A 23,145-nucleotide genomic window follows, 5' to 3' on the forward strand; every position below is an offset into this window, starting at 1 on the left:
AGGACAAGGCATGAACGGCTGGCAGCGTTGGCTACCCGGACTGCAAATCGCCCGCCAATACAAAGCGGCCTGGTTGCCGCACGACGTCATGGCCGGCCTCGTCCTGACCACCATGCTCGTCCCGGTGGGCATTGCCTACGCCGTGGCTTCAGGTGTTCCAGGCATCCATGGACTGTATGCCACCATCGTCCCGTTGCTCGCCTATGCGATCTTCGGCCCGAGCCGCATTCTCGTGTTGGGGCCGGATTCTTCACTCGCCGCTGTGATTCTGGCGGTTGTGCTTCCCTTGTCTGGGGGCGATCCGATACGGGCCGTAGCGGTCGCCAGTTTGATGGCGATCGTTTCCGGGCTGGTGTGTACATTGATTGGCGTTATGCGCCTGGGGTTTGTCACGGAGTTGCTGTCCAAGCCGATTCGCTATGGCTATATGAACGGTATTGCGCTCACCGTGCTCATCAGTCAGCTACCTAAGTTGCTTGGTTTTTCCATCGACAGTGCCGGGCCGCTGCGCAACCTCGTACGGATCGCCCAGGCGATTATTGAAGGCCGGGCCAATTGGACCGCCTTCTTTGTTGGTATCGGCACCCTCATCGTTATCTTGGTGCTCAAGCCCTGGAAGCGGATCCCCGGACTCCTGATCGCCGTGGTGGGCGCCACGATCATGGTCGGTCTGTTCGGCCTGGCCGACAGCGCGGGAGTCAAGGTACTTGGTCCGCTCCCGCAGGGCCTGCCATCGTTCGCCATGCCGTGGATCGGTGTGGCTGATCTCGGCCAAGTGGTGATCGGCGGCTGCGCCGTGGCCATGGTGGCCTTCGCCGACACCAGTGTCTTGTCGCGCACGTATGCAGCCAAGACCCGCGCTGTGGTCGATCCCAACCAGGAAATGATCGGCCTGGGCGTCGCGAACCTGGCGGCGGGGCTATTCCAGGGATTTCCGATCAGCAGCAGTTCGTCGCGCACACCCGTCGCCGAAGCCGCGGGCGCGAAGACGCAGCTCACGGGTGTGGTGGGTGCCTTGGCGGTGGCGCTCTTGCTACTACTGGCACCGAACCTACTGAAATACTTGCCCAGCAGCGCCCTGGCGGCGGTGGTAATTGCCGCCGCGATCGGTTTGTTCGAGTTTGACGACCTGTACCGTATCTTCCGCATCCAGCAGTGGGAATTTTGGCTTTCGATGGCTTGCTTCGTCGGCGTGGCAGTTCTCGGAGTTATTCCGGGCATTGGCATCGCAATCGCCATCGCCGTCATCGAATTTCTGTGGGACGGCTGGCGTCCGCACTACGCCGTCATGGGCCGAGTGGACGGCATCAGGGGCTATCACGATATCAAGCGCTATCCAACGGCGCGTCTTATTCCCGGTCTGATTCTGTTCCGATGGGACGCGCCCCTCTTCTTCGCCAATGCCGAGTTGTTCCATCAGCGCATATTGGAGGCGGTGGCGCAATCGCCAACAGCGACGCGGCGAATCATCGTGGCCGCAGAACCGGTAACCAGCATCGACGTAACTTCAGCGGACATGCTGGCCGAGTTGGAACGGTCCTTGCGCGAATCAGGCATTGAACTTCGATTCGCTGAGATAAAAGACCCGGTGAAGGAAAAGCTGGAGCGCTTCGGGCTGCTCGATAGTTTTGGCACGCTCCATCCCACCATTGGCGCCGCTGTCGATGCCTACCTTGAGGAACATAGGGTGGACTGGAAGCCGTGAAGAGACGTGGTCCTTCTAGAGGGCATTCTCCTGAAAATGGGTGTCACCACTCGTTCATCGGTAGCCAAAAAAGTCTTTCATCGAGGCAGAAATGCAGCACGGCGATTCAAATAATGGCATTCCTCTCCAGACTCTGACATTGCGTGATGGCCGGACGGTTTACGTGCGGACGATACAAACGAAAGATCAGGGCATTCTTGACGATGCTTTTCGCAAGCTCGGCAATGAGTCGCGCTATTCGCGTTTTTTTGCAACGGTGAGCGACGTACCGGCCCATATCCTGCGGCCCGAGGCGCCATCCCCACAAGGCCACGTCGTGGCGCTGGTTGCGCTAAGCAACGCAGCTTCTGGAGAAATCATGGTCGGCGGTACTCGCTACGTGACCGATGCAACGGGTGAGCGCTGCGAATTTGCCGTCACGGTTGCCGACGACTGGCGTGGTCTTGGACTTGCCCGTCAACTGATGGAGCAGCTGATCAACACGGCGCGCGCACGTGAGGTTCGTCAGATGGAGGGCGCCGTGTTGGCCACCAACACGAGCATGCGCGCGCTGGCAAAGCGACTTGGCTTCAAGGACAGCGTTTATCCGGATGACTATTCGCTGCGGCGCGTCACCCTGGATCTGTAAAGGGTTTTCGACGTACCGGATGAGACACCCTCGCTCATCCTCTTCGTATCGGCATGTTCGCAGAAGGGCGATCCGGTCAGTTGCGTGCCGCATAGTGACCTGCCAGAGATGCGTTCCCTGAAGCTTCATAGGCCGGACGACGATGTGGACTGCGGCCGGTTTCACGGACACCGAGTTTAAGTGGCATGATGAAATCGGTGATGGTCTATGGGAACACGAAAGACATTCAGTCGCGACTTCAAGCTTGAAGTACGCTCCTCGCCTGCGCGGCACCGCTTCGCGACTGCTCATACGTTGCGAGGCGCGGCCACTAACATTGGCGCACTGAAGGCCGCAGATCTTGAGCATGCATGCAGAGGCGTCGACCGACTGGCTGAATCTCTCGCTTGCCAAAGTAGCATCGACCCTTCGTCCGATCATCGACCATCTAGCGGCGGAAGACACATCGGCAACAAGCGAGACCGTGTGGTCCTGTCGGAAGAAAAGATGGCGAATAGAAGCATAAAGAGAGCCACTTCGCGTCATATTGTCCGCTGAACCACGCGTATCGTTCGCCGTACATCGAATGATCTCGCTGTTCAGTTACAACGTGCCCATCAAGGCCTCGCTTGGAACTTCTTGGTTGCCTCCATTCCGTAGCTGTATGATGGCCACCGTTTGCCTCGATCCGCAGTTTTCGCGTGCGTGCTCGCTGGTTCCGGCAATCCATGCAGCGATTCCAGCTGTTGAAGCGGACTCCGCCACACTTGGCGCAAGCTTTCGCGGCCGATCGATCCATGTGTCAGTGGCCCATGCTTTCATTGGCGGGTTGCAACTTGGCGTCGACAACCCACGCGACTTTGCTCGGGCATAACCAATAGCCGCGGATTTTCCGGCCGGTCAGCCCCACGGTGTTGACTTGCCCATCCTGTGGACCACCGACTGCTACCGCGCGTACGCCGCAACCATGCAGCACTAGAGCCTGGACCATCGATTTTTCGTCCTCAATGTAGTCTGCTGCCGAGGCATCGTTCCCCTTGCCGATTGGATGAACGGCATAGCCATAGCGGCCATCACGGGCCGAGATTTTCCGCGGTACGCGCCGATGCCCATTGACGTCAATTAATGCAAAAAACGATTCGGACGTGTTGTGTGCCATAAGTGCGCTGCATCCCATTCAGAAGTGGCACATCCTCCGAGGCGCAAGAACTTGCCGCAAGTGATTTCTTCAGAAATTTGGGCTAGCTCTTGGTGCCAGGAGAGCGTTTGCAGAACGGCAACGTATCCGAGAACTGGCTGGGAGGTAGGCTTGCCATGCTCCCACTTCGCTCCCACAATGCTCCCACCTCACAGCCTACGGGCTCCGTAAGGCCTTGATTCTTGGTGACTGGGTTCGAATCTTTCGAATCCTAGTCTCCCAGCCAACATCAAGGCTCCGCTTCGGCTGCCCTGTTTGTTTTGGGTGTGTGTAAGGAGTTCAAGGCACGCGGAGTTCGTCCCAATACCGACGGAAATGCTCCCGCGTCGCTCCCACCTGACCCGCAATCGCGACATCTTTTATCGCCGCCGGCGGAACCCTCTCTCGCACATCGGTGAAGTCGCAGTATTGCTTCGCAAGGACCGCTATCGCGAAGGCCTGCACAATGTCGCCAATTCGTTAGCGAGCCAGGACCACTTTGGGAGGATGAAGTGAGAGGTCTGCCCAGATCCGGACCGATGAGCAATCTCCTCAAATACTGGGCCGCGAACGCACGGCACCGTATCCGCCCCTCGAAACCAATGGCGAATAGACGTGGTTGCGGCCGGGCCATCAAGGCGGGCCAATTGGACCAACGACCGGAAGTTTTGGGCGACTAGGGACCGGCACGATCGGTCTGAAATGAGGCCAGAAACGAGGCCAGAAAGGCCTTATTTTGGCGCGAAATTGAGCCTCATGCCAAAAAGTTGTCACTCGGATTTGTGACGTCCCCGTCCGGGCACATTCAGGGCGCAAAAAGAACGGCGCCGAAATTCGCGGCTTGGGGCTGCTCGAAAAAAACCGTCGCAGAATCAGCGTATTAGGGAAACAATTGCCCGCGCGATCAGGAACTTAGAAGTTCGAAGGGGGCATTATTTTATGGTGGCTATGGGTGGACTCGAACCACCGACCCCAGCATTATGAGTGCTGTGCTCTAACCGGCTGAGCTACATAGCCTTGGGTGCCGCCCGCCAGGGTTGTCGACGTGAGGTCGACCAGGCAGGGCCCGGCAGTTTAGTTGTCAGCGCCTTCCGGTTCAAGGGGGCCGGTTGCCCCCGCTTCCTGCGCTGTGCTTGAATCGACTCCGAGCCGCGGTGGTTTCCTGTAGTCCGCCGTATCCGCCCGGCTCCAGGAGGCAACATGATCGACGTCGATGGCTATCGTCCGAATGTGGGCATCGTTCTGCTGAATGCGGACGGCCGGCTGTTCTGGGCGCGCCGCGTCAATCGTGATGGCTGGCAGTTCCCCCAGGGCGGCATGCGCAGCGACGAGACGCCGCTGGAGGCGATGTACCGCGAGCTGGAAGAGGAAACCGGCCTGGCCGCGCACCATGTGGAAGTGATCGGCGTGACCCGCGGCTGGCTGCGCTACCGCCTGCCCAGCCGCTATGTACGCCACCACCAGCACCCGACCTGCATCGGCCAGAAACAGGTGTGGTTCCTGCTCCGCCTGGTGGGCAGCGAGGAAGCGCTGCGTCTGGATGCCTGCGAGAAGCCGGAATTCGACCATTGGCGCTGGGTGGATTTCTGGTACCCGGCCGCCCACGTGGTCAACTTCAAGCGCCAGGTCTACGAACGCGCGTTGCGCCACTTTGCGCCGCTGGTGGAGACCCTGCTGAGCGTCCAGCTGGGTGACCTGCCGCACCGCGACGGTCCGGACGCGGGCGATACCCCCCGCAAGGGCAAGGCCGCGGCCTGACGGGCCGCCAGCCGACTCGCCCATAGCCGATGCCCAGGTTTGCCCACGGCAGAGCGGTATTTCGCCCGCTTGCCTTCTTCACCAACCCTGATGGCAGCTGAATCACCCCGCCGGGAACGGCACGGGTTCTGAGTTGACAATCATTCGCATTTGCGTTCCCATATGTGCCATGTATATCTGCATGTGCAACGCCGTCACCGACGGCGACATCCGCCGGGCCGCCAGCGAAGGCGTCCATCAGTTCGCCGAGCTGCAGGCTCGCACGGGCTGTTCGGACTGCTGCGGTTGTTGCGAACAGGAAGCGCGCGCCACCTTGGACAAGGCGGTGCAGCACGTCATGTCGACGCTGCCAGTAGTCGCCATCGCCTGACCCGGCACCCCACAGATCTCCCCCGAAACGCGCGGCATTAGCTGCGCGTTTTTGCATGCGCAACTCTTAGTCATTCTCGTTCCGACATGGCTGAAAAACTCGCCGTATAGTCGCCCTCTGCGCTGAAGGAGACTTCCCATGAAGGGCGACGCGAAAGTTATCGAATTCCTCAACAAGGTCCTCTACAACGAGCTGACCGCGATCAACCAGTACTGGCTGCATTACCGCATGTACAAGGACTGGGGCTACGACGAGCTGGCGGAGCACGAGAGGAAGGAATCGATCGAGGAGATGAAGCACGCCGACAACCTGGTCGAGCGCATTCTGTTCCTCGACGGGCTGCCGAACCTGCAGCACCTGGGCAAGCTGCGCATCGGCGAAAACCCGGTGGAATGCCTGCAGGGCGACCTGGACCTGGAAATGGCCGCCGTGAAGGATCTGCGCGAAGCCATTGTCCACAGCGAAAGCATTGCCGACTTCGTCAGCCGCGACCTGTTCAAGAACATCCTGCATGACGAGGAAGAACACATCGACTGGCTGGAAACCCAGTTCAGCCTGATCAAGGACCTGAGCGCCGAGCGCTACCTGCAGTCCAAGATCGACAGCTGATCGGCCATTTGGCACCCCCGGAACGGCGAGCAAAGCGTGCCGCCGTTCCTTGACGCTTTCTACACAGCGGGGCTATACCTTGGCCTTTCCCCCGGATAGCCAAGCATGGCTTCACGCCCACCGCCGCGCTTCGTGGTACGTCCGCACGACGCGTCCGTCGGGCGGCGCCGCGCGTTGTGGCTAGGCGCAGCCTGGCTGGCCAGCCTGGTCATCGTCGCCCTGGTGGTGGGCGGCCTTGCCCACCGCGCCACCCCGGCCGCCAATGAAGCGCGCCAGCTCAAGGCGCTGACCCAGCAGAACGACGACCTCCAGCAGCAGGTGGCCAACCTGCAGCGCGCGGGCCAGGTAGCCGACATCGCCACGCGCTCGTTGCGCAAGACGCTGGGCGAGCGCGAAGAGGAAATCAGCGGCCTGCGCGCCGACCTGGGCTTTTACTCCCGCCTGACCGGCGGCGATGCCCAGCGCGAGGGACTCAAGGTGCAGGAGGTACGCCTGCAGCCGGTGGACAATTCGCACGCGTGGAACCTCACGCTCAGCCTCACCCAGAATGCCAAGCGCGGTGACGATGTCACCGGCAACGCCAGCGTGAGTGTCGAGGGCCTGCGCGGCGACAAGGTGATCCAGCTCGACTGGTCGGCGCTGGGCGACAACGCGCAGCGCGACGGCATGCCTTTCCGCTTCAAATATTTCCAGCAGCTGCAGGGCACCATCGTGTTGCCCACCGATTTTCGGCCCACCCGCCTGATCATCAAGGCCCAGCCAGCCGGGGACGACCCGGTCACCCGCGCGGTCGCCTGGGGCGAGGCGCTGTCGGGCCACCTGACACCGACCCAAGGGGAACAAGATGCTCAACCGTAAGCGCAGCGAGCGCGCACCCAACAGCCACGACACCAGCCTGATCGCCCGCGGAACGGTGGTCCACGGCGACGTGCGCTTCAGTGGCGCGCTGCACCTCGACGGCCAGATCGTCGGTTCGGTGCTGGCCGATGAAGCAGGCGCCGTGTTCACCTTGAGCGAGAACGGACACGTGCAGGGCGAGATCCATGTCCCCCATGCCATCATCAACGGGCAAGTGAGGGGCGACATCCATGCCAGCGACCGCCTGGAACTGGCGCCCGAAGCGCGCGTGATCGGCGACGTTCACTACAAAACGCTAGAAATGGCCGCCGGCGCGCAGGTCAACGGGCGGATGAGCCACCAGGCCGCCGAGCTGACTCGCGAGCTGCCGGCGCCGTCGATGCGGGACGCCGAAGCCGTACCGGCCTGATCGCGGTATCCTTGCGTACGCGTTGTCGCATCCCCACTTGAGCATCATGGATACCGTCGTCTCTCTCCCCATCGTTCCCGATTACCGCAGCGCCGGCTCTGCCCTGGTGTTTACCGAGGCGGCGGCCCGCAAGGTGCACGAACTCATCCAGGAAGAGGGCAACCCGGAGCTGAAGCTGCGCGTGTACATCACCGGCGGCGGCTGCTCGGGTTTCCAGTACGGCTTCACTTTTGACGAAGCCCAGGCCGAAGACGATTTCGCGATCGACCGCGAGGGCGTCACCCTGCTGGTCGACCCGCTGTCCCTGCAATACCTCACCGGCGCCGAGATCGACTACTCGGAAAGCCTGAGCGGCTCGCAGTTTGTCATCCGCAATCCCAATGCCAAGAGCACCTGCGGCTGCGGCTCGTCCTTCTCCACCTGAGAGTCGTCACGGCATGGATCGCATCACCTTGGCGCGACCCAATACTTTCGCGGGACTCAGCCTGATCCTTGATCGCGTCGCCGAACGGCGCGACGAAGGCATGTGGGTGAACGAGCTGGGCGCATCCGAGAACGCGCGCTACCTGCTGATCGACCCGCTCGGCCAGACCTACCTGTTACCCGATAGCGACACGCTGCGCTGGCTGGACAGCGCCGAGCGCGAGCGTCTGCTTGGCGACATCAAGGCCAGCTTCATGGGCCTGGCGGACGAGCAGCCGCGTTTCCTGCTGGCGATCGACGAGGCGGAACGTGCGGCAGCGCTGGAACTGGCTCTCGGTGCCCGCCGCGGCGGCCTGCGCGATATCGGCCTGTTGCTGCCCGCCGACGAAGCGGGTCTGTTCGCCTACGCCAAGGGTCTGGTGCACTGGCAGCGCGAAACACGACATTGCCCTTACTGCGGCTCGCCGCTGGTGCTGGTGGCGTCGGGTCATCGCGCGCAGTGCACCAATGCCGAATGCGGACGCGTGCATTTTCCGCGCACGGATGCCGCCGTCATCGTCATCGTGGAACACCAGGGCGCCTGCCTGCTCGGTCGCCAGGCCGGCTGGCCGAAGGGCCGTTATTCCACGCTCGCGGGCTTTGTGGAACCTGGCGAATCACTGGAAGATGCGGTGCGTCGCGAAGTGGCGGAAGAATCCGGCGTGACCGTGGGCGAGGTGCACTATCACTCGTCGCAACCATGGCCGCTGCCGCAATCGCTGATGGTGGGTTTCACGGCAAAGGCGCTGTCACGCACCATCCGCTTGCGCGATCAAGAGCTGGAAGAGGCTCGCTGGTTTACGCCGCAGGACATCGTCGACGGCATCGCCGATGGCAGCTTCCTGCCTTCGTTGCCGCTGTCGGTGTCTTACCGATTGCTCGAGCACTGGCTGCGCCAACAGGCGGGCCTAGAGCTCGATGAGTTGGTAGCACAGCGCAAGGGCTGAGGTTTTCCGGACCTCCCTGGCGGTCGTTCCGGCCTGCGCCGCAATGACCAGCAGCACGCCCGGCTGCGTACCCACTGACCCGTCACAGCGTTGTCCTACAATGCGCCCATCGACCGGGAGTAACGCGTTCATGGCTGTCAGTTTGCTATCTGCACTCATCGCACTTGGCCTGGTGCATGTCATGCCGCAGCTCGCGCACTGGCGCGGCGACGGCGGCTTCCGGCGCTGGGTGGCGCAGCTGGGTGACACCAGCGGTCCGGCGCGCGTCGCGGTGACCCTGGGCGTGCCGGTGGTGCTGTGTCTGATCGCGATATGGCTGATCGACCTGTTGCCGGGCAGCGATCTTTTTCGCCTGATCTTTGCCCTGGTGGTGCTGTTGTACTGCTTCGGTCCGCACGCGTACGAAGCGGATCTCGAAGCCATCATCAAGGCACCCGACCAGCCGTCACGCGAAGCCGCCGCCCAGGCGTTGTCGGACGACGGCGAGCCGGTGGCCTGGAATGCGCTCGCACTTGGTGAAGCGACCGCCTATGCCGCGCTGCGCCGACGCTTTGGCGTGCTGCTGTGGTTCTTCCTGCTCGGTCCTGCCGGCGCACTGCTTTATCGCCTGGCGCAGACGCTGGGCCGTGACCAGACCCTGCGCCTGGACACCGCTGCGCGCCATGCCGCCCGTGCCTTCGCCAACGTGGCCGACTGGCTGCCGGCGCAGCTGATGGTGTTTACGCTCGCCCTGGTTGGCCATTGGGATGCAGTGATTGGCGCGTGGAAGCACTGGCACCAGCAACAGCCGCCCAACCGCTGGTACGTGGAAGGCCCGGGTTTCCTCGGCGCTGCCGCGCGTGCGGATGTGCAGGTGGATATCGAAGCAGGCGACGGTTACGCCGAGGAACGCATCGATACGCTGGCCGAACTCATCCGCTTGCGCGGCGCCTTGCTGCGCGCACTGCTGGCGTGGCTCAGTGTCGTGGCCCTGATCGTACTGGCTGGCTGGATGGGCTGATCAAGCGGGCGATCGCACGGGACCGGTGCGATCGCCAAGCAAGCTGTCAGGCGAAATCGCCACGCAGCTCTCGCACGCGAGCCTCCAGCGTGTCCAACTGCACGTCCTGAGGTGAATAGGGCGTACCGGCGACCAGTTCCACGCGAGCGCGGAAGCGTCGCGGCAGGCGCGCTCGGTGCAACATCGAATCGCGCCGGCTCCACACACTGCCCCACAAACCGCGCAAGGCCAGAGGCACGACCGGCACGGGGCGTCGCTCCAGAATGCGCGCGACGCCAGGCCGGAACGGCGCGATGTCGCCGTCCTTGGTCAAGCCGCCCTCGGGGAAGATGCACACCAGCTCGCCATCGGCGAGTGCGGCATCCACTTCGTCATAGGCGCGCTGCAGCACGACCGGATCTTCCTTCTGTCCTGCAATCGGGATCGCCTTGGCCGTGCGGAACACGAACTTCAACACCGGGATATTGAAGATCTTGTAGTACATGACGAAGCGCGCGGGCCGGCGCAGATTCGCCATCAGCAGCAACGGGTCCATAAAGCTCACGTGATTGCACACGAGCAGGGCGGGACCTTCCTGCGGAATGTTTTCCAGTCCGTCGACGCGCACGCGGTACAGCGTATTCACCAGCACCCAGGTGATGAAACGCATCAGGAATTCGGGAACGATGGTGAAGATGTACGCCGCCACCAGCACGTTGAGCAGCGCGGCGGCGAGGAAAATCTGCACGGCGGTGAAACCCAGCGCACCCAGCGCCAGCCCGAAACCCGAGGCCAGGCAGATAAACAGCGCGTTGATGATGTTGTTGCCCGCGATCACGCGCGACAGCCGGTCGCGCGGCGTACGCGCCTGCACGAAGGCGAACAGCGGCACCACGTAGAAACCGCTGAAGACGCCGATCAGGGTGAGATCCATCACCACGCGCCAACTGCCCGCGCCATGGATGAAACCCAGCCAGTCCAGGCCATGCGTGGTCGCCAGATGCGGATGGGCCAGGTAGAGATCGACGCCAAATGCCGTCAGGCCGAATGCACCCAACGGCACCAGGCCCACTTCCACGCGGCGTCCGGACATGCGTTCGCACAGCAAGGCGCCGACACCCGTGCCCAGCGAAAACAGCGTAAGCACCAGCGTATTGACCGAACCGTCGCCACCCAGGTTGAGGCGCGTGTAATTGGGCAGTTGCGCGATCAACACGGTGCCGAAAAACCAGAACCAGGAAATGCCGAGCACCGCGTTGAACACGCGACGATCCTGCTTGGTGATGCCAAGCACGCGCATGGTTTCGCTGGCTGGATTCCAGTTGAACACGAGATCCGGCGCCGTGGCAGGTGCTGGCGGAATGCGCCGGCTCGCGAGATAGCCAAGCACCGCGATGAGGATGGTGGTTCCGGAGGCGGCGATGGGCCCGTAGCCCGCAATCAACATCAGCGAATTGCCGGCGATCATGCCGATCAGCATCGCCAGCTGCGTGCCCATTTCCACCAGGCCGTTGCCGCCGACCAGTTCTTCCGGCTTCAGCGCCTGCGGAAGGATCGCGTACTTGATTGGACCGAACGTGGTCGAGTGCAGCCCCATCAGAAACAGCACCACCAGCAGCAAGGTGGTGTGGTGCGTGTAGAAGCCGACTGCGGCGATCGCCATGGCAGCGATCTCGAACAGCTTCACATAGCGGATGATGCGCGACTTCTCGTATTTCTCCGCCAGCTGCCCGGCCGTGGCCGAAAACAGGAAGTAGGGAAGAATGAACAGGGCCGGCGCCAGATTGGTGTAGAGCGACACCGTCTTGTCATCCAGCCCCATCTGGAACGCCACCAGCATGACCATCGCGTTGCGGAACGCATTGTCATTGAACGCGCCCAGCGCCTGCGTCCAGAAGAATGGCGCGAAACGTCGGCTTCCCAGCAGGTTGAATTGGCTCATGCGCAGCTCGGTGGCGTGGTGTCCTTCACGCGCGGAGCATAGCAGCGGGGACATCACGCACGGACGCTCGTCGGCGTCTGCATCGGGAAGCGGTGACGACCGGGCGTCGACATCGCTTCCGCTCGCTTTCTGGCATGCTCCGTTGCGTCTGCGGGCGCCGGGATCGGCTCGTGTCGATATCGGCGCCGATGGTTCGTCGGATAGGTAACTCCTCCAACACGGATAGTCGTCATGTCGAGAGTTCGCGTGCAAAGTTTTGCCGTATCGCTGGATGGTTACGCCGCGGGACTCGCCCAGGATCTTGAGCATCCGCTCGGCGTGGGTGGCCTGGGCCTGATGGAATGGGTTTTCCCCACCCGCATGTTCCAGCGCATGCATGGCGACAGCGGCAGCGAGGGCGAAACCGGCATTGACAACGACATGGCGGAAAAGGGCTTCGCGAACATTGGCGCGTGGATACTTGGCCGCAATATGTTCGGCCCGGTTCGTGGCCCATGGCCTGATGACAGCTGGAAGGGTTGGTGGGGTGAGGAGCCGCCGTATCACGTGCCGGTGTTCGTCTTGACCCAGTACGCACGCGCACCGCTCACCATGGCGGGTGGCACCACGTTTTATTTTGTCACTGATGGCATCGACGCCGCACTGGAACAGGCACGTGTCGCCGCGAACGGCCAGGACGTTCGCATCGGTGGCGGTGTGTCCACGGTGCGCCAGTACCTGCAGGCGCGCCTGATCGATGAGCTTCATCTGGCCGTGCGGCCGTGGTTGATGGGTCGTGGCGAAGCCTTGTTCCAGGGCCTGGATCTGCCTGAGCTCGGTTACCAGGCGGTGGACAGCATCGCAGGCGAACGCGCCACTCACGTCATCCTGCGTCGAGAGGATCGATAGCAGACGTCGAAAAAGGCGCGACAGGTTCGTCGTATGGATGAAGGTCCCACCGCGGACCGTTCTTCCCTGAACAGGAGTCCCAGGCATGACCACCGGTACCGTTACGCTCCACCGTGTCCTTCGCACTACGCCCGAGAAGATCTATCGCGCCTTCCTCGATGCCGACGCCATGGCGCGCTGGCTCCCGCCCAATGGCTTCACCGGCAAGGTGCAGCATCTGGATGGCAAGGTCGGCGGCACCTATCAGATGTCGTTCACCAATTTCACCAGCGGTCACAGCCATTCGTTTGGCGGCACCTATCGGGAGCTCGTGCCCGGTGAACGCATTCGCTACACCGCGCGCTTCGACGATGCGAACCTGCCTGGCGAGATGCAGACCACGGTCACCCTGAGGCAAGTTTCCTGCGGCACGGAAATGAACGTGGTGCAGGAAGGCATTCCGGAGATGATCCCCACCGAGGCATGCTATCTGGGCTGGCAGGAGTCGCTGCTGCATCTGGCAAGCCTGGTCGAGCCTGAGATTCCCGGCTGATTCATTGATGGAACGCCTGCGTTCCACGACTCGCAAGGAGCTGTCATGTGGACGCATGAAGAAGGCATCGAGATCGACGCCACACCGGCGCAAGTCTGGGCGGTGTTTGCCGATGTGCACGGCTGGAAGCACTGGAACGCAGGCGTCGAACACATCCAGTTGCACGGGCCTTTTGCCACCGGCACCACCTTCACCATGCAGCCGCCGGGCACGGACGCGTTCGTCAGCACCTTGATCGCGGTGGACGAGCGCAAGGCTTTTACCGACGCAACCGTTATCGATGAAACGCGCGTTGTGGTCGACCACCGTATCGAAGCGCTCTCGCCACATCGGGTGAGAGTGACTTACGCCACCCGGATCACCGGCCCCGAGGCTGAGGCGATCGGGCCGCAGGTCACGGGCGATTTTGGCGACGTACTGCGTTCGCTGAAGAAGATCGTGGAAGAGGCGCGATGAATGCGCTGTCACGGATGATGCAAAAGAAAAGTCCCGGAAATCCGGGGGCTTTCAGCGGGATGAATCGATCGGCTCAGAGGCGATGCAGCGCGCGATGCGCGATATCGCGACGGCAGAAGCCGCCCTCGTAGTGAATCTTGGCCACTGCCGCATAGGCGTGCTCGCGAGCAGCCGCGATGTCCTTGCCCAGTGCACACACCGTCAACACGCGACCGCCGGCAGTGACGACTTTGCCCTGCGCATCGAGCTGCGTGCCGGCGTGGAACACTTTCACGCTGGAGCCAAAATCGCTGTCCAGCCCGGTGATGACGTCGCCACTGCGCACCTTGCCCGGATAGCCGCCCGCTGCCATCACCACGCCGAGCGACGGACGCGCGTCCCACTGCACATGCGTGTGATGCAGCTCACCGTCGAGCGCGGCTTCGATCAGGTCCACCAGGTCGGACTTCAAACGCAGCATGATGGGCTGCGTTTCCGGATCACCGAAGCGCACGTTGAATTCGATGACCTTGGGCGTACCGCTCTTATCGATCATCAAACCCGCGTAGAGGAAACCGATGAAGGGCGCGCCTTCCATCGCCATGCCACGCAGGGTGGGTTCGATCACTTCCTTGAGGATGCGCTTCTCGACGTCAGGCGTGACGACCGGCGCGGGCGAATACGCGCCCATGCCGCCGGTGTTGGGACCCATATCGCCTTCGTCGCGGCGCTTGTGGTCCTGGCTGCTAGCCATCGGCAAGGCGTGCTGGCCATCGCTCACCACGATGTAGCTGGCTTCCTCGCCGTCGAGGAATTCCTCGATCACCACGCGCGCGGATGCATCGCCAAACTGATGCGCACCCAGCATGTCATGCAGCGCCTGCTCGGCATCCGCCAGCGTCAACGCCACCACTACACCCTTGCCCGCGGCCAGACCATCGGCCTTGATCACGATGGGCGCGCCATGCTGGCGCACATAGGCAAGCGCGGGGTTGAGTTCGGTGAACACCGCATAGCGGGCGGTGGGAATGTTGTGGCGGAGCAGGAAGTCCTTGGCGAATGCCTTGGAACCTTCCAGTTGCGCAGCCACCGCGCGCGGACCGAAGCAGCGCAGCCCGGCCGCGCGAAACTTGTCGACCACACCGGCCACCAGCGGCACTTCGGGACCGACCACCGTCAGCCCGATCTTTTCGTCCTTGGCCAGCTTGAACAAACCCTCCAGGTCCGTCACCGCCACGTCGGCGTTGCGCACACCCTTTTCCCGCGCCGTACCCGCATTGCCCGGGGCGACAATCACTTCGCTCACGCGCGGCGACTGCTTGAGCTTCCACGCCAACGCGTGTTCACGCCCGCCGCTGCCGATGACCAGGACTTTCATGGGGACTCCAACTGCCGTAGGGGTGCGCCTGGAGCGGCGCAGCGGGCCATTGTAAAGGGCGGCGGGGGTTTTCGCAGTGCAGCACCGGGGGGGGCTTCAGCGGGAGGCTGGGTTGGGGCCAGGTGAGAGTGAGGAGTGCGGCGCATCGCGTGGCGGCAAGCTGGCCACGGCGCAACTGTAGGAGCGCACTTGTGCGCGACCAGCCTACGGAGCGGTACGTCTGAGCTCCGCGGTCGCGCACAAGTGCGCTCCTACAAGGGATCGCGCTGGCCTGTGGATGGCGGATCAATCTTGCCGGTCGGCTCTTTGTGGGAGCGCACCCTGTGCGCGACAAACCTACGGAGCGGTACACCCAGGCGTGGCTGTCGCGCACAGGGTGCGCTCCCACAGACAAGCGCCAGGTGCGGTAGTCAATTCGCGATGTGCGTGCCAAGGCTAAAGCGAAGCGAAGCGAGGCCCTGCTTTAAGTCCTCAGCGATTCGGGCGCGTTGCGCAGCGCTTGGAAGTACCCCCTGTGTACCCTCGGAGGTTGTCCCGCCAGACGCGCCTCGAGCGATCGGGCTTATCCCAGCACGATGCTGCGGGCGTTATCAGGCCATTTTCTTTGGGTTACTTTCGACGCGAAGCTAGTCCCGAGGGATCTTTTGGGCCAGCAAAAGAAAAGTGACTCGAGCGGCGGCAGCCGATCGAAACGCCCGCCGCGTCCCACAGGGACTAGCTTCGCGTCGTAGGCGGCACGCTGGCGGGGAGGCGGCAACCAGAAACCGAGGCTCTGGCTCCCGGCCTGCGCCGGGACGACGGCGAAGAAGAAACGTTCCCGCGAGCACCCGCCCCTCACCCCAGCCCTCTCCCCGCAGGGGAGAGGGAGCAAGGCTAGAGCAGCGCCAACAACGCCGCCCTCGGCAACTTCCCCGTCTCATTGCGCGGCAACCCGGCCACCAACTTCAAGGGCCGCGGCAAAAACACCGGATCCACCGACTGACGGAATGCGTCCAGGATGGTCTGCTCATCCATATCCGGCGCCACCGCCAGCGCCGCAATGCGATGCACACCGAGCGCATCGCCGTTCTCCAGCTGGAACACCACGCCGTCTTTCACGCCCGGTATCGCCTGCAGCCGACGGGTGAGATCACCGAGCGAAGCACGCTTGCCGGCAATCTCGAGCAAGTCCGAATGACGTCCGCACAAGCGGAAACGGCGTCCGCCGTCATGCAGCGTCACGATGTCGGCCAGCGTCATCGGCTCATCCAGCTGCGGTGCGCGCACCTGCGTGCCGTCGGGCTGGGGATGCAGCTGCACGTCGTCGTACAGCAGCCACGGCTCGTCATTGGCCGAACGGCGGCTGGCGAACACGCAGGTTTCCGTGGATCCGAACACTTCCAGCAGCGGCGCGCCGAAACGCGCCTCAGCCGCCTGCGCAAGCTCCACCGGCATCGGCGCGGTGGCGGACACCATGGCGTCGATCGGCGGCAACGTCACGCCCGATTCGATCAGCGCACGAAGATGCACGGGCGTGGTGATCAGCACGCGCGGCGCGGGCACCTCGGCCAGCGCTGCCGCGACGTCCGCCGGCAGCAGCGGGCGGCCCGCATGGACGGCGATATGCCCGAGCAGGGGCAGCAGCACCGACATCTCCATGCCGTACATGTGCTGCGGCGGCACCGTCGCCACCACGTGGAACTGCTTGCCCACCGACTCATGCAGCATGCGCAGGTTGCCCGCATTGCTGGCGTTGAAGCTGCCCCAGGTCTTGGGGTTGCCCTTGGGCGTGCCGGTCGAGCCGGAGGTGTAGCCAATCGCCACGACCTGGTCGGCCGGCAGGGTCGGAATCGTCAGGTCTGCCTGCGACTCGGGGACGTCCATCAGGTTCGGCAGATGCCGGTAATGGCTCGGCGGCGCATCGAGTGCAAGTTCGCCCAGGGCATAGCTGCCGGGATGAGCGGCCATCACCTCGGCCACGGCCTGCGGTGCGCGCGAGGACGGCAGCAGGTTGGTCTGGCCACGCAGCGCAATGGCGCAGAAGGCCACCAGGAAGGCGTAGCGGTCTTCGCACAGGTTCACGGCGGCAGGGGCCACCGGCAGCTGTTCGGCGACCGCCAGCACGTGCGCCAGGAAGCGCGCGGCGGTGACCGGCTCGCCATCGCGCCACACCAGCGGGCGATCCGGCGCGGTCGCCGCCAGCAACGGCAACTCGATGGCGGATCGTTCGAGCTGGACGTTTTCAAAAACGATGGCCAAGGTGTTCTCCGGCAACGGCAGTCTGCCCCTCGGTCCGGCTTGGGCCGGTCCGACATGCGGACGGAATAGAGAGCCCGCGATGATCGCCATCCTCGCGGTAGCCACTGAATCACTCCCTACTGAGAGCGCGTGGCATGCGGAAACCGTTCATCCTCGCTGACCCGGTCAGCAAGTCCTTGCGGCTTCACTCAGGCACGGATGATAGCGCCCGAGAGCGCATCGCGGATCACGGTGGGGCGTAGCTGATCGCCGGTCGGTGCGTCCAGCAGGCCATCCAGCGCAGGTCCGAAGTAGCCGGCAGCTACGTCAGCGGTGCGCGCCGGCGGCTCGCCATGCGGATTGGCGCTGGTGGAAACCAGGGCGGCGCCATAGGCGCGGCATAGCGCAGCAGCAGGTTCGTGCGCCGTCACGCGTAGGGCGATGCCGGCATGCGCGCCGGCCACCCAGGCCGGAACGTCCGCGGAGCGCGGAAAGATCCAGGTGTTGGGTCCGGGCCAGCTCTCGCGCACCTGCGCCAGCACGGCGGCGGGCACGGCGGCCAGGTCGATATAACGCTCGACCTGGGCAAACTCCGACGCGATCAACAGCACGCCCTGGGTGGGCGGCCGTTGCTTGAGCGCGAACAACCGCTCGAATGCGACGGGATTGTGCGGGTCGCAACCCAGGCCGAACACGGCCTCGGTCGGATAGGCCAGCACACCGCCGCGGCGCAGCAGCGCGGCGGCGGCATCCAGGTCGGACAGGCTGAAGCGAGCCGTCACTCAGGCTTCCGTTGCCGCCTTCTTGGCGGCAGCTTTCTTGGTGGCAGTCTTGGCCGGAGCCTTTTTGGCCGCCGTCTTCTTCGTGGCGGTCTTCTTGCTCGCAGCCTTTTTGGCGGTGGTCTTCTTCGCCGGGGCCTTCTTGGTGGCCGTCTTGCTGGCGGCCGCCTTCTTGGCTGCCGGCTTCTTCTCGGCGGCTGCCTTCTTGGCGGTCTTCTTGAACGCGCCGCGGCCCTTCTTGACCGGTGCGGCAGCGAGCAATTCGATGCACTGCGCTTCGGTCAGTTCCTTCGGCTCCTGGTCCTTGGGAATGCGCGCGTTCTTTTCGCCATCAGTGATGTACGCACCGAAGCGGCCATTGAGCACCTGCACGCCGTTGCCGAAGTCCTGGATGATGCGGTTGGCGATCATCTCCAGTTTCTCCTGCACGATCTGCAGGGCGCGCGGCAATTCGATGGTGTACGGATCGTCTTCGGGCTTGAGCGAGGCGTACGTGCTGCCCTGCTTCACGAACGGACCGAAGCGGCCCACGCCCACCGATACTTCGTCGCCGTTCTCAGCCTGGCCGAGCTTGCGCGGCAGCTTGAACAGCTCCAGCGCGTCGGCCAGCGTGATGGTGTGCATGCTCTGGCCCTGACGCAAGCTTGCGAACTGCAGCTTCTCGTCCGTGTCCTTGTCGCCGATCTGCGCATACGGCCCGTAGCGGCCCAGGCGCACCGACACCGGCTTGCCGCTCTTGGGATCGCTGCCCAGCTCGCGCGCGCCGGTCGCTTCGCTGCGATCGACGGTTTCGGTCTTCTCGTCCACCTGCTGCTTGAACGGCTGCCAGAAGCGCTCCATCAGCGGCACCCAGGCTTCTTCGCCACGGCTCACGGCGTCCAGCTCGTCTTCGAGCTTGGCGGTGAAGTCGTAGTCGACATAGCGGGTGAAGTGCGCCGTGAGGAACTTGCTCACTGCACGGCCCACATCGGTCGGCTTGAAGCGGCGGCTGTCGAGGAAGACGTATTCGCGGTTGAGCAGCACCTGGATGATGCTGGCATAGGTCGACGGACGGCCGATGCCGTGTTCTTCCAGCGTCTTGACCAGGCTCGCTTCGGAGTAGCGCGGCGGCGGCTCGGTGAAGTGCTGGTCGGCCAGGATGTCCTGCAGCGCCACTTTCTCGCCCACGTCGAGCTTGGGCAGGCGGCGGCCTTCGTCATCGTCGTCGGCGGTCTTCTGGTCGCGGCCTTCCTCGTACACGGCGAGGAAGCCAGGATCGACCACGGTGGTGCCGGTCGAACGGAACGAGGCATCGCCACCGTGCACGTGCGGCACGGCGAATTCCACCGACACGGTGTTGAGCGTGGCGTGGATCATCTGGCACGCAACCGTGCGCTTCCAGATCAGCTCGTAAAGCTTGCGCTGCTCGTCGTTGAGATACGCCGACACGTCGCGCGGCGTGCGCATGGCCGAGGTCGGGCGAATCGCCTCATGCGCTTCCTGCGCGTTCTTGGACTTGGACTTGTAGGCCTGCGCATGATCCGGCAGCGCCTTGGTGCCGAAGTCGCGTGCGATCAACTCGCGCAACTCGACCACGGCGTCCTCGGACAGTGCCACCGAGTCGGTACGCATATAGCTGATCAGGCCAACGTTGCCCTCGCTGCCGATCGACACGCCTTCGTACAGACCCTGCGCGACCTTCATGGTGCGGCTGGTGGAGAAACCGAGCTTGCGCGCGGCCTCCTGCTGCAGCGTGGAGGTGGTGAACGGCGGGGCCGGGCGGCGCTTGCGCTCCTTGCTGCCAACCTCGCTGACAGTGAGGTGGCCGTGTGCCGCCTGCTTCAGCGCATGGCGAGCGGCCAGCGCATCGTGTTCGTTGGTGAGGTCGAACTGCTCGAACTTCTTGCCGTTGAGCTTGGTCAGGCGGGCGTTGAAGTCGCCTTCCGGGTGGCGCATCGCCGCTTCGATGGTCCAGTACTCGCGGGCGACGAAGGCTTCGATCTCTTCCTCGCGCTCCACGATCATGCGCAGCGCGGGCGACTGCACGCGACCGGCGGAAAGACCGCGTTGCACCTTGCGCCACAGCACCGGCGAAAGATTGAAGCCCACCAGGTAGTCCAGCGCGCGGCGCGCCTGCTGCGCATCGACCATGTCCAGCGACAGCTGGCGCGGCGAGGCCACGGCGGCCTTGATCGCCTTGGGCGTGATCTCGGAGAACACCACGCGATGCAGCGTCTTGCCCTTGGTCAGGCCGCGCTCCTTGAGGATCTCGCTGATGTGCCAGGAGATCGCTTCACCTTCGCGATCCAAGTCGGTCGCCAGATAGATGTCGTCGGCCAGCTTGGCTGCCTTGGCGATGGCGTCGACGTGTTTCTCGTTGCGGTCGATGACCTCGTAGGCCATGGCGAAGTTGTTGTCCGGGTCGACCGCCCCTTCCTTCGGGCGCAGGTCGCGCACGTGGCCGTAGGAAGCCAGGACCTGGAAGTCCTTGCCGAGATATTTATTGATCGTCTTCGCCTTAGCCGGCGACTCGACGATAAGCAGGTTTTTTGCCATGAAGCTTGCTATCCGCCATCTATAGCCGACCTGTCCGGGCCGGCTTCCTATATTTAGTTAAAGGCATGGCGGCATCACGCCGTCAAGCTGAACCATGTGAAAGCGCGCTGCAGTTGGCCTTACGCTAGCCCGGCAAGCGTTGGTAGCGATTGCCTGGCAGCGCTTCGACCTGGCCGTCCAGCTCCAGCATCAACAACACAGATGTAAGGTCTGCGACAGTTTTGCCGGTGAAACCCGCCAGATCGTCGAGCGCGACCGGCCCGTAACCGAGCGCGTCGAGCAAGGCCCGGCGGGATGGATCGGCTTCGGACGCCGTCTCTTGAGGAGACGCGACGGCAAGGCCTTGTAACCGGCTTGCCAGCTCACGCCCCAGCGCGACAGCAACAGGAGCAAGCGCTTCCACGATTTCGGCAGCCGTTTCGACCAACCGCGCACCATCGCGAATCAGCCGATGGCAACCGTGAGCGAGGGGATTATGTATGGAACCGGGCAAAGCGAATACCTCGCGCCCCTGTTCGGCCGCCAGGCGGGCCGTGATCAGCGAGCCCGATTGCAGGCCGGCCTCGATCACCAGGGTGCCCAGCGACAAGCCGGCGATCAGGCGGTTGCGGCGGGGGAAGTGATCCGCGCGACCCGGCGTGCCCGGAGGAAACTCACTCACGAGCGCACCCTCGGCCGCCAGCCGCCGGGCCAGGGCCTGGTGCTTGTGCGGGTAGACGCGGTCCAGTCCGGTGCCCACCACGGCCACCGTAGGCAGCCCGGCCTCGAGCGCGGCCAGGTGAGCGGCGCCATCGATGCCCTCGGCCATGCCGCTGGTGATGGTGAAGCCGGCATGGCCCAGGTCCTGGGCGAAGGCGCGCGCGTCGGCGCAACCGCTCAGGGTCGCCGCGCGAGCGCCGACGATGGCCAACTGCGCGTGCAACAGCAGGCTGGCGTCGCCGGCGACAAACAGCACCGCGGGCGGCTGTGCAATCGCTTCGAGCTGCGGAGGGAAGTCCTCGTCGGTGTACAGCATCAGGCGATGGCCGGGCTGCGCCAGCCAGGCCAGATCGGCGTCGAGACGGCGCGGGTCGGGGCGCTGCAGCCAGCGGCGGGTGTCGGCGGGCAGGTCGGCCAGTCGTTGCTGGAGAGCCGCGAGCACGGCATCGACCTGGCCGTCATGGGCCACCAGCTGTTCGCGCAGCGCGCCCGGCCCGAGGCGCGGCGTGCGCAGCAGGATCAGCCAGGTGCGTAGATGTTGAGGGTCGTTCATCGCCGTCCAGCCTAGGCACGGCGCAAAAAAAAACGGCGCGGTCGTGACCGCGCCGTTCTGTCGTCCTGTACCGCCGGGGTTTTAGTTCGGCAGCTCGAGCTTGTCGTGCCTGTGCACCGGGCGCAGGCCATCCATGATCAGGCCGTAGCTGACGCGGTCGAAGGTGCGGAACACCATCACGTGTCCCACGAACTCCTGGGGCAGCGTCACGTCCACGCCGGTGCCGCGATTCCAGCTGTTGTGGGCGACGTCGTCGTTGATGGTTTCGCCCGGCTGGTAGATCGAATAGGTCTGGCCGTTGTCCACGCCGTCCTGCGAGCCGATGTTCAACGCAACCACTTGATGCGGACCCACCGCATCGTAGGCGTCGGCGAAGGCGATCACGCGCGCATTGCCCGGCAGCGACTTGGGCGCATGCGGGTAGTAGTAGGCGTCATACGGCTTGTCGTCGATCGGCAACAGGCGGTCGCCCTTGTTGATCTCCATGGTGCCGTTCAACAGCAGCAAGGTGGTCGGGTCGCCGGTGCGCAACACCTCGGCGGTGCCGATCACCATCACCTCGGTACCGATGTCCTCGCCATGGCCGTAGTGGCCGTCCGCGCGGAAATCTTCCTTCCACGGCGTCTGGACCAGCGACACATTGCTGTCCAGCGGATGGGCGACCAGATCCGAACCACTGTCGCGACCCTTCTTGCTGTCGAAGTCGCGGAAGGTCTGGGTGGGACGCACGATCGCAAAGCGCTGGCCCGGCTCGGACTGCAGGTTGCGGGCATAGACGTTCTTGCCCACCGTGCCGCGCAGATCCGCTTCCTCGAAGCCCACCACGTAAGGCAGTGCCTTGACCTGGTCGCTGTTGAGTACGCGCATTTCCTTGAGGAACGTCTGCAGCTGATCCAGCGGAATGGCCGGCACTGCATCGCCCTCGGCACGCACGCGGGGCTGCAAGCCCAGGCGCGGACCGTTGGCAAACGACAGATTCAGCACGTCACCCGGATAGATGAGATGTGGGTTCTGCACTTGCGGGTTGGCTTGCCAGATTTCCGGCCACAGCCACGGCTTGGACAGGAAACGTGCGGAAATCGCCCAAAGGGTGTCGCCCTTTCGAACCGTATAGGTATCCGGGTGATCGGCACGCAATTGCGCGCCCGCAGCGTAAACAGCCACCGTGACCAGCATGCCGGCCAGCAGCCCTATGGACTTTCTGATCATAAACGGGAATCCCCCATCCCCCGACGCTCGGGCGAGTGTAACCGAACAACTTGTTCACGCAACCGTGACCAGTTGGCAAAACAGCATGCCAGACGGG

21 protein-coding genes and 1 tRNA gene are annotated in these 23,145 nt (G+C 63.6%); 13 read left to right on the forward strand and 9 right to left on the reverse strand.

The annotated features are described in order from the left end of the window. Window positions 1-10 precede the first annotated feature (10 nt). Entirely contained in the window at window positions 11-1,705 is a 1,695-nt protein-coding gene (locus AC1DE1_RS06365) for a SulP family inorganic anion transporter (protein ID WP_477179022.1), read from the forward strand. 91 nt (window positions 1,706-1,796) lie between these two features. After that, a complete protein-coding gene (locus tag AC1DE1_RS06370) occupies window positions 1,797-2,333 on the forward strand; it encodes an N-acetyltransferase family protein (protein ID WP_477179023.1) in 537 nt (178 codons plus the stop codon). Between the two features lie 781 nt (window positions 2,334-3,114). Here AC1DE1_RS06370 and AC1DE1_RS06375 read toward each other — a convergent pair. Both AC1DE1_RS06375 and AC1DE1_RS06380 read right to left on the reverse strand, forming a co-directional pair. Beyond that, on the reverse strand, window positions 3,115-3,471 hold the full coding sequence (locus AC1DE1_RS06375) for a hypothetical protein (protein ID WP_477179024.1): 357 nt from the start codon (window positions 3,469-3,471) through the stop codon (window positions 3,115-3,117). Window positions 3,472-4,429: 958 nt separating this feature from the next. Continuing rightward, window positions 4,430-4,506, reverse strand: a tRNA-Met gene (locus tag AC1DE1_RS06380). A 183-nt stretch (window positions 4,507-4,689) separates the two neighbouring features. On the opposite strand from AC1DE1_RS06380, the gene AC1DE1_RS06385 reads away from it, so the two are divergent. From AC1DE1_RS06385 to AC1DE1_RS06420, 8 genes are all read left to right on the forward strand, one after another. Continuing rightward, window positions 4,690-5,247 carry an RNA pyrophosphohydrolase gene (locus AC1DE1_RS06385; protein WP_441601933.1) on the forward strand — a complete coding sequence of 186 codons (558 nt, stop codon included), beginning with the start codon at window positions 4,690-4,692 and terminating at the stop codon, window positions 5,245-5,247. Window positions 5,248-5,416: 169 nt separating this feature from the next. Beyond that, window positions 5,417-5,617: a (2Fe-2S)-binding protein gene (locus AC1DE1_RS06390; RefSeq protein ID WP_441601932.1), complete on the forward strand. Its 201-nt coding sequence runs from the start codon at window positions 5,417-5,419 to the stop codon at window positions 5,615-5,617. Window positions 5,618-5,755: 138 nt separating this feature from the next. Beyond that, entirely contained in the window at window positions 5,756-6,226 is a 471-nt protein-coding gene (bfr, locus tag AC1DE1_RS06395; RefSeq protein ID WP_204634695.1) for a bacterioferritin, read from the forward strand. A 105-nt stretch (window positions 6,227-6,331) separates the two neighbouring features. After that, complete coding sequence (locus AC1DE1_RS06400; RefSeq protein WP_441601931.1) at window positions 6,332-7,084, forward strand: DUF6776 family protein; 753 nt, start codon at window positions 6,332-6,334, stop codon at window positions 7,082-7,084. Beyond that, window positions 7,071-7,493, forward strand: coding sequence for a bactofilin family protein (locus tag AC1DE1_RS06405; RefSeq protein ID WP_441601930.1), 423 nt, complete (start codon window positions 7,071-7,073; stop codon window positions 7,491-7,493). The genes AC1DE1_RS06400 and AC1DE1_RS06405 overlap by 14 nt, the downstream gene beginning before the upstream one ends. Before the next feature lie 46 nt (window positions 7,494-7,539). Continuing rightward, complete coding sequence (gene erpA, locus AC1DE1_RS06410; RefSeq protein ID WP_441601929.1) at window positions 7,540-7,917, forward strand: iron-sulfur cluster insertion protein ErpA; 378 nt, start codon at window positions 7,540-7,542, stop codon at window positions 7,915-7,917. Between the two features lie 13 nt (window positions 7,918-7,930). After that, window positions 7,931-8,902 (forward strand): NAD(+) diphosphatase, encoded by a 972-nt coding sequence (nudC, locus tag AC1DE1_RS06415; protein WP_441601928.1) that lies wholly within the window; start codon window positions 7,931-7,933, stop codon window positions 8,900-8,902. A gap of 130 nt (window positions 8,903-9,032) precedes the next feature. Beyond that, entirely contained in the window at window positions 9,033-9,902 is an 870-nt protein-coding gene (locus AC1DE1_RS06420) for a beta-lactamase induction protein (protein WP_441601927.1), read from the forward strand. Between the two features lie 46 nt (window positions 9,903-9,948). Here the strand turns inward: AC1DE1_RS06420 and AC1DE1_RS06425 are convergent, their stop codons facing one another. After that, a complete protein-coding gene (locus AC1DE1_RS06425) occupies window positions 9,949-11,823 on the reverse strand; it encodes an MFS transporter (RefSeq protein WP_477179025.1) in 1,875 nt (624 codons plus the stop codon). A 231-nt stretch (window positions 11,824-12,054) separates the two neighbouring features. Here AC1DE1_RS06425 and AC1DE1_RS06430 point away from each other — a divergent pair, with 231 nt between their 5' ends. The 3 genes from AC1DE1_RS06430 (at window position 12,055) to AC1DE1_RS06440 (ending at window position 13,699) form a co-directional block, all read left to right on the forward strand. Next, the gene (locus AC1DE1_RS06430) at window positions 12,055-12,711 is read left to right on the forward strand and encodes a dihydrofolate reductase family protein (RefSeq protein ID WP_477177787.1); all 657 of its coding nucleotides are present in this window, start codon (window positions 12,055-12,057) and stop codon (window positions 12,709-12,711) included. Between the two features lie 85 nt (window positions 12,712-12,796). Then, window positions 12,797-13,243, forward strand: coding sequence for an SRPBCC family protein (locus AC1DE1_RS06435; protein ID WP_477177786.1), 447 nt, complete (start codon window positions 12,797-12,799; stop codon window positions 13,241-13,243). 45 nt (window positions 13,244-13,288) lie between these two features. After that, complete coding sequence (locus AC1DE1_RS06440) at window positions 13,289-13,699, forward strand: SRPBCC family protein (RefSeq protein ID WP_477177785.1); 411 nt, start codon at window positions 13,289-13,291, stop codon at window positions 13,697-13,699. Window positions 13,700-13,772: 73 nt separating this feature from the next. Here AC1DE1_RS06440 and purD read toward each other — a convergent pair whose 3' ends face one another. The 6 genes from purD to AC1DE1_RS06470 all read right to left on the reverse strand — a co-directional run bounded on the left by purD (window position 13,773) and on the right by AC1DE1_RS06470 (window position 23,048). Further along, a complete protein-coding gene (gene purD / locus AC1DE1_RS06445) occupies window positions 13,773-15,056 on the reverse strand; it encodes a phosphoribosylamine--glycine ligase (protein ID WP_477177784.1) in 1,284 nt (427 codons plus the stop codon). An 873-nt stretch (window positions 15,057-15,929) separates the two neighbouring features. After that, window positions 15,930-17,294 carry an AMP-binding protein gene (locus AC1DE1_RS06450; RefSeq protein WP_477176603.1) on the reverse strand — a complete coding sequence of 455 codons (1,365 nt, stop codon included), beginning with the start codon at window positions 17,292-17,294 and terminating at the stop codon, window positions 15,930-15,932. Window positions 17,295-17,482: 188 nt separating this feature from the next. Further along, complete coding sequence (gene tsaC / locus AC1DE1_RS06455) at window positions 17,483-18,055, reverse strand: L-threonylcarbamoyladenylate synthase type 1 TsaC (RefSeq protein WP_477176602.1); 573 nt, start codon at window positions 18,053-18,055, stop codon at window positions 17,483-17,485. Then, entirely contained in the window at window positions 18,056-20,587 is a 2,532-nt protein-coding gene (locus AC1DE1_RS06460) for a DNA topoisomerase I (RefSeq protein ID WP_477176601.1), read from the reverse strand. It abuts the gene before it with no gap. A gap of 124 nt (window positions 20,588-20,711) precedes the next feature. Then, a complete protein-coding gene (dprA, locus tag AC1DE1_RS06465) occupies window positions 20,712-21,839 on the reverse strand; it encodes a DNA-processing protein DprA (RefSeq protein ID WP_477176600.1) in 1,128 nt (375 codons plus the stop codon). 81 nt (window positions 21,840-21,920) lie between these two features. After that, a complete protein-coding gene (locus AC1DE1_RS06470) occupies window positions 21,921-23,048 on the reverse strand; it encodes a LysM peptidoglycan-binding domain-containing protein (protein ID WP_441601917.1) in 1,128 nt (375 codons plus the stop codon). Between the last annotated feature and the right edge of the window lie 97 nt (window positions 23,049-23,145).

Source organism: Dyella sp. 05T440, from assembly GCF_056395965.1.

Excerpts from the sequence above, each read along its gene's own strand:
- AC1DE1_RS06365 (WP_477179022.1), top strand. The coding sequence starts at position 11 with ATGAACGGCTGGCAGCGTTGGCTACCCGGACTGCAAATCGCCCGCCAA.
- AC1DE1_RS06370 (WP_477179023.1), top strand. The coding sequence starts at position 1,797 with ATGCAGCACGGCGATTCAAATAATGGCATTCCTCTCCAGACTCTGACA.
- AC1DE1_RS06375 (WP_477179024.1), bottom strand. The coding sequence starts at position 3,471 with ATGGCACACAACACGTCCGAATCGTTTTTTGCATTAATTGACGTCAAT.
- AC1DE1_RS06385 (WP_441601933.1), top strand. The coding sequence starts at position 4,690 with ATGATCGACGTCGATGGCTATCGTCCGAATGTGGGCATCGTTCTGCTG.
- AC1DE1_RS06390 (WP_441601932.1), top strand. The coding sequence starts at position 5,417 with ATGTATATCTGCATGTGCAACGCCGTCACCGACGGCGACATCCGCCGG.
- bfr (WP_204634695.1), top strand. The coding sequence starts at position 5,756 with ATGAAGGGCGACGCGAAAGTTATCGAATTCCTCAACAAGGTCCTCTAC.
- AC1DE1_RS06400 (WP_441601931.1), top strand. The coding sequence starts at position 6,332 with ATGGCTTCACGCCCACCGCCGCGCTTCGTGGTACGTCCGCACGACGCG.
- AC1DE1_RS06405 (WP_441601930.1), top strand. The coding sequence starts at position 7,071 with ATGCTCAACCGTAAGCGCAGCGAGCGCGCACCCAACAGCCACGACACC.
- erpA (WP_441601929.1), top strand. The coding sequence starts at position 7,540 with ATGGATACCGTCGTCTCTCTCCCCATCGTTCCCGATTACCGCAGCGCC.
- nudC (WP_441601928.1), top strand. The coding sequence starts at position 7,931 with ATGGATCGCATCACCTTGGCGCGACCCAATACTTTCGCGGGACTCAGC.
- AC1DE1_RS06420 (WP_441601927.1), top strand. The coding sequence starts at position 9,033 with ATGGCTGTCAGTTTGCTATCTGCACTCATCGCACTTGGCCTGGTGCAT.
- AC1DE1_RS06425 (WP_477179025.1), bottom strand. The coding sequence starts at position 11,823 with ATGAGCCAATTCAACCTGCTGGGAAGCCGACGTTTCGCGCCATTCTTC.
- AC1DE1_RS06430 (WP_477177787.1), top strand. The coding sequence starts at position 12,055 with ATGTCGAGAGTTCGCGTGCAAAGTTTTGCCGTATCGCTGGATGGTTAC.
- AC1DE1_RS06435 (WP_477177786.1), top strand. The coding sequence starts at position 12,797 with ATGACCACCGGTACCGTTACGCTCCACCGTGTCCTTCGCACTACGCCC.
- AC1DE1_RS06440 (WP_477177785.1), top strand. The coding sequence starts at position 13,289 with ATGTGGACGCATGAAGAAGGCATCGAGATCGACGCCACACCGGCGCAA.
- purD (WP_477177784.1), bottom strand. The coding sequence starts at position 15,056 with ATGAAAGTCCTGGTCATCGGCAGCGGCGGGCGTGAACACGCGTTGGCG.
- AC1DE1_RS06460 (WP_477176601.1), bottom strand. The coding sequence starts at position 20,587 with ATGGCAAAAAACCTGCTTATCGTCGAGTCGCCGGCTAAGGCGAAGACG.
- dprA (WP_477176600.1), bottom strand. The coding sequence starts at position 21,839 with ATGAACGACCCTCAACATCTACGCACCTGGCTGATCCTGCTGCGCACG.
- AC1DE1_RS06470 (WP_441601917.1), bottom strand. The coding sequence starts at position 23,048 with ATGATCAGAAAGTCCATAGGGCTGCTGGCCGGCATGCTGGTCACGGTG.